The sequence below is a fragment of the Bradyrhizobium sp. WYCCWR15520 genome (assembly GCF_056174665.1).
The window spans coordinates 1-8012 of record NZ_JBWBWM010000102.1; the positions used below are offsets into that span (position 1 = coordinate 1).

Below are 8012 nucleotides of genomic sequence, written 5' to 3' on the forward strand. Positions count from 1 at the left end.
CGAACAGTCCATGCCTTGCGAATATGCTGTGTAGGGTCGGAGGGAAGGCTCGGCGGTCATCCGCGTCTGCGAAATTCAGCTGACTGAGGTCAGCGATCAAACTGGAGTATAGTGCAGCTGCACGGCCTTCAGCTGTGCGTTCCTGCGCCTCCCCGAATTGAGCGTAAACCTGAGTGTTCATAGCCATACGGCCCACAATGATCCCGGCCGCGCTTCGTGCCAATTCATCCCCGTGGCTACCGCGGCTACACATTGGTATAGTGTGGATGCAAGGTAAGGGTCGTTTTCAGGCCACGGCTTTGAGGGCTTGAGCGCGGTAGGCCCAGGGCAGTAGCTGGTCGATGTCGCGGTTTGGATGCCCGTTGACGATCCTTCTCAGGACGTCGGTGAGATAGGCGCGCGGATCGACGTCGTTGATCTTGCAAGTTTATGCCGCCCGCCGAACTATGCCGAGTCCGGTCGTTTTCCCCAGATTTCTCGCTGACCGGCGTTTGGTCGGTTCGGCATAGTTCGTTCTGTGCCTCCGCTTTCAACAGCGGAGAACAGGAAGATGGAAGTTGAACAGTACTTGGGCAGAAGCCGGCTGTACCGGCGTCTCAGAAGCGGGCCGCACGGACAGCTCGTCGAGCGCTACGCCGCTCGTCTCGTCGAAGAGCGGCTCGTTCGGCACGGCGCGTGGCGTTGCCTCAACGTAGTTGTCGGGCTCCTGAGTTGGATCGCAGGCCGTCGCTATAAGCTGGTCAATCTCGACGAGCAGGTCATTGAGCGGTACCTCCGACATCGAGGCGGGAGGCAGTCTATCCAACCCGGTGACCGGGCCGCGCTCAAGCGATGGCTGTCGGTGCTGCGCGAGGAAGGCGCGATAGCGCCGTTGGTGCTGCCGCCTCTCAGCCCGCACGAACGGATCTTCAAGGAGTTCGATGCGTACCTGCGATCAGAGCGCGGCTTGGCGCCAAGGTCCATCGTTCGCCATCTCCCGGTCATCCGCAGGTTTTTGCACGAGGTGTGCTCCGGCGGCGCCGCCGCCCTGTGCAAGATCAACCAAGAGGACGTGATCCGCTACATTGAGCGCCACGCCCAGGATTGAGCCCAGGAACAGGCAAGGCGATGTGCTGGTCGTTGCGCGCCTTTCTCCGTTACCTCCACCATCGGGGGCTGAACGCGCGCCCGTTGGCGGATTGCGTTCCATCGATGCGGCGATGGAAGCTCGCACCTCTGCCGACCTATCTGCCTGCCGCTCAGGTGCGGAAGGCTCTCGACGGTTGCGACCGAAAGACGGTGATGGGACGGCGCGACTACGCCATTCTGTTGTTGCTGGCTAAGCTCGGCCTGCGGGCCGACGAGGTCGCGACACTCATGCTCGATGATATCGACTGGCGCGCCAGCGAGATACTGGTTCGCGCCAAGGGCAGACAGCGTGCACGGATGCCGATAGCGCCAGACGTTGGCGCGGCCATCGTTGCATATCTGCGCAATGGCCGCCCAAAGTCGTCGTGCCGACGGTTGTTCGTCCGGTCACTCGCGCCGCACGTCGGCTTTGCTTCCGGATGTGCGATCACCATGATCGCCAAGGCCGCTCTCGATCGCGTTGGAATCGAAGGTTGCGCACACCGCGGCGCCCATATCTTCCGACACAGTCTCGCTACCGAGCTTCTCCGATCTGGCGCGACCTTGTCGGAGAACGGACAGTTGCTGCGGCACGAGAACCACGACACCACCCGGATTTACGCGAAGGTCGACATCGATGCGCTGAGAACATTGAGCCAGCCCTGGGAGGCGTGCAATGACTAATCTGCACGCCGCACTCGACAAGTACCTGAGGATGCGCAAGGGACTGGGATACAAGTACGAGCACCAGACCCGTCGGCTCGCCGACTTCGTCGCCTTCATGGAGAAGCGCAAAGCCAGGATCATCACGACGAAGCTGGCAATGGAATGGGCAACGCTGCCGCCCGATTGTCATGCATCCTGGGCGCTGCGGTTGAGCGATGTGCGGGGGTTCGCGCGCCATGTCGCCAACTTCGATCCGAGAACGGAGGTGCCACCCGTCGGCATGCTGCCGGGATGGAAGCGCGCCAAGCCCTATGTCTACAGCGACGCGGAGATCGATGCGTTGCTGACGGCAGCGCTGGCTCTGCCGCCGGCGGACGGGCTGCGCCGATGGACCTACCACACCCTGTTCGGGGTGATCGCGGTGACGGGCATGCGTATATCCGAGGCGATGGGCCTGGAGCGGGATGACGTCGACCTCGACGCCGGCGTGCTGACGGTCCGCTGACCAAGTTCGGCAAGTCGCGGCTCGTGCCATTGCATCCGACGACGAGAACTGCGCTGCGCGACTACGCCCACCGGCGCGATGCGCTGCTTGGATCACGCTGCGGCTCGACCTTCTTCGTTGCCGAACAGGGAGGCCGCTTGCTGCACGAGTACGTTCATCGCGTCTTCTGGCGATTGTCCAGAGAGATCGGGCTGCGGCGCCCTGGTGATCGTACCGGGCCACGCGTGCACGACTTCCGTCATCGCTTCGCCATCCGGAGGCTGCTCGACTGGTATCGCGAAGGCAAGGACGTCGAGCAACAACTCCCAGTACTCTCCACTTACCTCGGCCACGCCTGCGTGCGCGATACTTACTGGTATCTCTCGGCCTGCCCCGAGTTGATGGAAGAAGCCGCGCGGCGTCTCGATCGGCGATGGGAGGTGACGCCATGAAGCCCGCCTGCAATGTCGCCACGTTGATTGAGCGCTTCTTCACTGAGCGCCTCATGCGCCAGCGCAATGTTAGCGGCAACACGATCGCCTCCTACAGGGACACGTTCCGGCTGCTGTTCATGTTCGCACAGGTGCGGCTGCCGAAGTCCCCATCGGCCCTGTCGCTCGCCGATCTGGATGCAACGTTCATCGGCGCGTTCCTCACCGATCTCGAGGTAAAGCGCGGCGCCAGCGCGAAGACGCGTAACCTACGTCTGACCGCCATCTGGTCCTTCTTCAGGTTCGTGTCCTTCGAGGAACCGGCACAGCGCGCTGATCCAGCGCGTGCTCGCCATACCGAGCAAACGCCACGACAAGCGACAGGTGCACTTCCTGGCGCGCCCTGAGATCGAGGCGGTTCTCGCCGCGCCCGATCGAACGACGTGGCTTGGCCGCCGCGATCACACCTTGCTGCTGGTCGCGGCCCAGACTGGCTTACGCCTCTCAGAGCTGACCGGCCTTGACCGGGATGTCGTCCACCTCGGGTCTGGCGCACACGTACGATGCGTCGGTAAAGGGCGGAAGGAGCGGACCGCTCCGCTTACTCGCTCGGCGCGCGCTCCAGGCATGGCTCAAGGAACCGTTGCGGAAGGAGCAACAGCGTTGTTCCACAACGTGCATGAGGGTCGGCTCAGTGCCGACAGCGTCCAGTCACTGCTGGGAAAGCATGTTCGTGTCGCTCACAAGAGTTGCCCGTCTTTGAAGGCCAAGAGCGTGTCGCCGCACGTGCTGAGGCACAGCGCTGCGATGGAACTGCTGCAAGCCGGCGTCAACTGCTCCGTGATCGCGCTGTGGCTCGGTCATGAATCGGTCGAGACGGCACAGACGTACCTGCACGCCCATCTCGCCCTCAAGGAAGCTGCCCTGCGAAGCTCAAGCCGTACCAGCGCGGCAAGCGAACCCGCTTCCAGCCGAACGACCGCCTGCTCGCCTTCCTAGGGGCGCTCTGAACGACCAGACTATGCCGAATGGAATGGGGCTGCCCTGCACGCGATCAACGGTGCGAGCGTGACAACGGCGTGCCATACCAAACCCGTTCGGCATAGTTCGGCGGGCCGCATAAACAGCGAAAATGAACAACGTCGATCCGTTCGCCTGGCTTGCTCTAACACTTCAGCGTATCGCCAACGGTTGGCCGAGCAGCGAAATCGACGCGCTGATGCCATGGAACCACGTCGCCTGACGGCCTCAGCTTGCCGCTTACTTTCATTCCGACATCATCTACTTTGAAGGAGCGGATGCGAGTCGTCAGAAGATGCTGGAAACGCACGATTTCTCTTCCAGCGACCTGAGAGCCGACGAAGAAAATCAGAGCCTTGAGTGGAAAACGTGCCGAGTCGCCAACTCTGTTGGGAGTCGACCGCGTTAGTGAAGTGGACCCTATGCTGAGGACCCCGTAAGCGGCAAAGAGACCTCAGCTTGCCGCTTACATTCTTCGTCCATTTCAAGCGAATGATGTCCGGCATTGATCACCGCCAACGGGCAGCTAAGCGCGGTCACGCAAAGGGGACACCGGACTATTCCGTCCTTGCGCGGGAAGGCATTGTCGAGTGTTCAAGATGATTGGCGCAACCTCCTTGAAGAAGATCGAGGAATTCTGCAGACCTTCCGCCAAGTTCTCGGTTCTGGGGCTCGCGAAGCCGGTCCCGAAACTCACAGAAATATTAACGTGTGTGCAATCATCGAGGCCCCTGAACGCACGATCCGGACTTATCCATGGCGCGGACGAATTGTATCAAGAAATCGATTTTACAGAATGGCGGATAGCAAACGTCAGCTTAGAGAAGTCAGGCATATCAGGATGGCTATCAACCTTTGTCGTCGCTCTAAGAGGTGTTCTCACTTGCAAGCCGAGCACCAACCGAAGCGTATGGGCCAGCTTCTTCCGATGCTCTACGCAAGCAGCATTGCGCTGGCGCGAGGCGACAAGTGTCGCTTACGTCGCGTAGGCATTTACTGCCGATCAACCTCCGTATGGTTTTCCCAACCCTTTGAAGATGCATGACAAGGTTTTTCTCATATGGGGATGCCGGGCAAGCGGTTACACTCTATGTCGAACAGAACAGTCTCCGTTATTTTCTTCGACCGGATGACGGCGGTTCGAGCCGCTCGCTTTTCCAAGCATAGGGAGATGGGATCATGGACCGGGATCCTAACGGTCTGTCTGCGGTTTGTTTTCTTCTTGGTCTTCCCCGGTCGGGGACGACGGTGCTGGCGCACGTGCTCCAGCAGCACCCAGACATTCCAGCTCCACCTGAGCCCTGGCTAATGCTGGCGCTTGAAGCATTTGGCAGGGCGGAACACCGACACCCAGCAGGGGCATCCCTGATTCTGGCTGCGACCTCCGAATTCTTGGACCGAATAGATCGCACGATCGTCAGTCGCGCTTTTGCCGATGCGGCCTACGGCCAGTACTTGGCAGCAGTGGGCAAACGCATGTTCATAGACAAGACTCCGCGCTATTGGATGGTGCTGGCGCGTCCGAACGAGCGGCCTGAGGTCACCGACCAGTTCGCGGCCCATCTGATCTGGATGGACAACGATCCGCTCGTTGCTGGACGCAATTACATCCTTCGCATTGGAACTCGGACCGGAGTCGCCGGTAGCATTACCGCGATCAAGCATCGGATCGACGTCAACACACGTGAGCACCTGGCAGCCAGGAAGCTTAGCCTCAACGAGATCGGCTTCGGCAATGTCGCGACGGCACTGCCCGTGGCCTTCGATCCGTACGAGGTCAATCGCAAGACCGGATCGTTCATTGTCATTGACCGCTTTACCAATCGCACCGTTGGCGCCGGCATGATTGCGTTCCCGCTGCGGCGGGCTACCAATATTGCTTGGCAACCGCTTTCAGTGGGAAAGAGCGAGCGGGCCGCCCTGAAGAATCAAAAGCCTTGCATCATCTGGTTCACCGGCCTGTCCGGTGCCGGCAAGTCGACAATCGCCAACATCGTGGATCAAAAGCTGTTCGCAATGTCGCGTCACACCATGCTGCTGGATGGCGACAACGTGCGGCACGGGTTGAACCGAGACCTCGGTTTCTCCGAGGCCCATCGTGTCGAGAATATTCGACGTGTCGGCGAAGTCGCCAAGTTGATGGCCGACGGTGGCCTAATCGTGATATGCTCGTTCATTTCGCCCTACAGAGCGGAGCGAGACATGGTGCGCAACCTGGTTGCTAAGGAGGAGCTCATCGAAATCTTTGTCGACACGCCCCTTGAAGAATGCGTGCGGCGCGATCCCAAGGGTCTCTATTCGAAGGCGAAGTCTGGCAAGATCAAGAACTTCACAGGCATCGATGAACCCTACGAAATACCGATGAGCCCCGAATTTCATCTCAGGACCATGGATCAGACGCCCGAGCACTTGCGGCGGCCGTCATAGATGTCCTGAAGGCGCGCGCAATCGTCCACGGTCACTAGTATTGCCGAATTTTATGCCTTTGCCCGTCCGTGAAAGCAAGCGGGGCGTGGCATTGTGTGGGTGTTCTCAGGCCTCGCCGGAGCGCCTCTCGGAGTTTCCCTGCCATGCGATTGCGTAATAGGATGATAGCGAGATCACAGAAGCCTTGCGGGCGGACAAAGCAAAAGGACGAACTGTTTCGTGATCTCGTCGGCGCGGCGCCACGCCCGCGCTCATCGGCGAGGAGTTGAACAGGACCGCAGCTTCGACACCGACACTACGTGCTCGGCCTACCGCTTAAGTGGTTCAAACGGATAGACCCCGCATGACTCATCTGCGGGCGCGCCGCGAGATGCAGTGGGTTTTTTTGAAGAGCCTCGGCGCGTAGTCGGATGCTGACATCTGTCCGGCCTCTGGTGCCGATTTTCGATAGCCGTTGGCGACTAATCCGACTTGATCGAACTAAGTACCATCTCGCATCGAAATCCCAAACACGAGAGCGATCGGCCTATTTCATGTCATTAAGTTCAGCCACAAATCTTTTGACGCCCATTTTGAGGTTGTCCCAATTGTAATGAATGTTTACGCCTGAGGCGACACCGTCGTACTCCGCAATTGTTTCCCCGTACATTTCAACGAGGCCGCTGAACTCGGTGTGGTCTTCATCCATCGGCGACTCCTCACCCTCAAACGGATTAAAAAATTCTTTTCCTTTTCCCACGCAATACTGCTTCAATACGTCCTCATATAGGTGCACGAGATCACTGAGGCGATAGCTGGCATGGTCAAAAGGGGATTCCCAAATCGCGTGCTTTCTGATTCACCATGCTGGCTGGAAGGAGGCCAGCATGGATGGCAGCACCTTATTCTCTTGACCTTGAAACGGGTTGTGGCGGCAATCAGAGGCGGAAGTGTCCCGCAATCAAGCCGCCAGGCAGTTTGGGGGCGCTCGTTCGACGAAGCTCACGTCTTTCCAGACTAATCGAGGGGTGCGCGCAATGGGTCACCGGCGGCTGGCGCGACGCCAACCCGCCGTACGCGCGCCTCCTTTCACAGGCGCAGTCGATGGTCTTCGGACGAGTTCCGCCGCCGGCGGAGGCGCAGCATTTCTCTGTCCAATTCATGCAGTTCCTGAACGGCTCGATCGGAACCACGGAGTCGGCTCACTTCTGGCTGTAGCGGATCGCGCGAGGTGATCGAGCCGTGGCGCGCGGTAGCACGACTTCCCGACCGCGACTGGGAGGCTTGTGACGATATGATCCGGAAGACGGATCCGGCGAATGGCCTTGATCTATCACTGAGCCATTTCGGGGGACGTATCTCCGGCACCGGCCGCGTCAACCTGACTACCCTGCACAGTGCTAAAGGCCGCGAGTTCGACGCGGTGATTCTGTTCGGCATCAACGAGAGCGAATTGCCCGACAACCGCGACAGACGCAGCCAGTCATCGCTTCGCGAAGCGCGACGGCTCTTCTACGTTGGGGTCACGCGACCGAGAAAGCACCTCTGCCTGGTCTTCCAAGAAAACAGAAACTCGCCGTGGGTGTACGAACTGTACCAGCGCGTCGAGAGTGGGTAGCACGACGACCGGAAATGTGCCTCGGAATGTGTCGAACGGCGCGGGAGCTCCCGTACTGAACTGCCGATGAGATTGGGCCACGGTAGCGAGCGACTGAGAACTAGTCGTCCGTGAAGAAGATTGATTTCACGCTGGATTAAGCCGACCGCCGGGGAAGAGTGCGGTCAGGAAGAGGTGCAGCAAAAGCCTGAGCCAGCGGATGAGGCGGCGGAAGTTGTAGCCGGCGGCGGCGAGGACGGCGTTGGCTGCATCGCCGCGACGGAACCAGAGATAATTGCGG

The 8012-nt window shown here is 59.7% G+C and carries 10 protein-coding genes and 3 pseudogenes; 10 read left to right on the forward strand and 3 right to left on the reverse strand.

From position 1 onward, the window contains the following. Positions 1-286 precede the first annotated feature (286 nt). Positions 287-427: pseudogene (locus tag AC0QUY_RS41815) on the reverse strand (transposase domain-containing protein); the annotation flags it as partial. Positions 428-550: 123 nt separating this feature from the next. On the opposite strand from AC0QUY_RS41815, the gene AC0QUY_RS41820 reads away from it, so the two are divergent. The 8 genes and pseudogenes from AC0QUY_RS41820 (at position 551) to cysC (ending at position 6135) form a co-directional block, all read left to right on the forward strand. Further along, positions 551-1087 carry a hypothetical protein gene (locus tag AC0QUY_RS41820; RefSeq protein ID WP_246738546.1) on the forward strand — a complete coding sequence of 179 codons (537 nt, stop codon included), beginning with the start codon at positions 551-553 and terminating at the stop codon, positions 1085-1087. A gap of 104 nt (positions 1088-1191) precedes the next feature. Then, complete coding sequence (locus AC0QUY_RS41825; protein WP_246738545.1) at positions 1192-1791, forward strand: tyrosine-type recombinase/integrase; 600 nt, start codon at positions 1192-1194, stop codon at positions 1789-1791. Beyond that, positions 1784-2278 (forward strand): hypothetical protein, encoded by a 495-nt coding sequence (locus tag AC0QUY_RS41830; protein ID WP_474417185.1) that lies wholly within the window; start codon positions 1784-1786, stop codon positions 2276-2278. The genes AC0QUY_RS41825 and AC0QUY_RS41830 overlap by 8 nt, the downstream gene beginning before the upstream one ends. Before the next feature lie 23 nt (positions 2279-2301). Further along, a complete protein-coding gene (locus AC0QUY_RS41835) occupies positions 2302-2709 on the forward strand; it encodes a site-specific integrase (RefSeq protein ID WP_475391657.1) in 408 nt (135 codons plus the stop codon). Beyond that, positions 2706-3095 (forward strand): site-specific integrase, encoded by a 390-nt coding sequence (locus AC0QUY_RS41840; RefSeq protein WP_246738544.1) that lies wholly within the window; start codon positions 2706-2708, stop codon positions 3093-3095. The genes AC0QUY_RS41835 and AC0QUY_RS41840 overlap by 4 nt, the downstream gene beginning before the upstream one ends. Beyond that, positions 3073-3687 carry a tyrosine-type recombinase/integrase gene (locus tag AC0QUY_RS41845; RefSeq protein WP_246738675.1) on the forward strand — a complete coding sequence of 205 codons (615 nt, stop codon included), beginning with the start codon at positions 3073-3075 and terminating at the stop codon, positions 3685-3687. The genes AC0QUY_RS41840 and AC0QUY_RS41845 overlap by 23 nt, the downstream gene beginning before the upstream one ends. 124 nt (positions 3688-3811) lie before the next feature. Continuing rightward, positions 3812-3931: pseudogene (locus AC0QUY_RS41850) on the forward strand (transposase domain-containing protein); the annotation flags it as partial. 956 nt (positions 3932-4887) lie between these two features. Continuing rightward, entirely contained in the window at positions 4888-6135 is a 1248-nt protein-coding gene (gene cysC, locus AC0QUY_RS41855) for an adenylyl-sulfate kinase (protein ID WP_161851757.1), read from the forward strand. A gap of 526 nt (positions 6136-6661) precedes the next feature. On the opposite strand, the gene AC0QUY_RS41860 is transcribed toward cysC, so the two are convergent. After that, on the reverse strand, positions 6662-6874 hold the full coding sequence (locus AC0QUY_RS41860; protein WP_161851756.1) for a hypothetical protein: 213 nt from the start codon (positions 6872-6874) through the stop codon (positions 6662-6664). A 131-nt stretch (positions 6875-7005) separates the two neighbouring features. On the opposite strand from AC0QUY_RS41860, the gene AC0QUY_RS41865 reads away from it, so the two are divergent. Continuing rightward, on the forward strand, positions 7006-7332 hold the full coding sequence (locus AC0QUY_RS41865; RefSeq protein WP_161851755.1) for a hypothetical protein: 327 nt from the start codon (positions 7006-7008) through the stop codon (positions 7330-7332). A gap of 13 nt (positions 7333-7345) precedes the next feature. Further along, positions 7346-7732: a 3'-5' exonuclease gene (locus AC0QUY_RS41870; protein ID WP_161851754.1), complete on the forward strand. Its 387-nt coding sequence runs from the start codon at positions 7346-7348 to the stop codon at positions 7730-7732. A gap of 126 nt (positions 7733-7858) precedes the next feature. Here AC0QUY_RS41870 and AC0QUY_RS41875 read toward each other — a convergent pair. Then, positions 7859-8012: pseudogene (locus tag AC0QUY_RS41875) on the reverse strand (IS5/IS1182 family transposase); the annotation flags it as partial.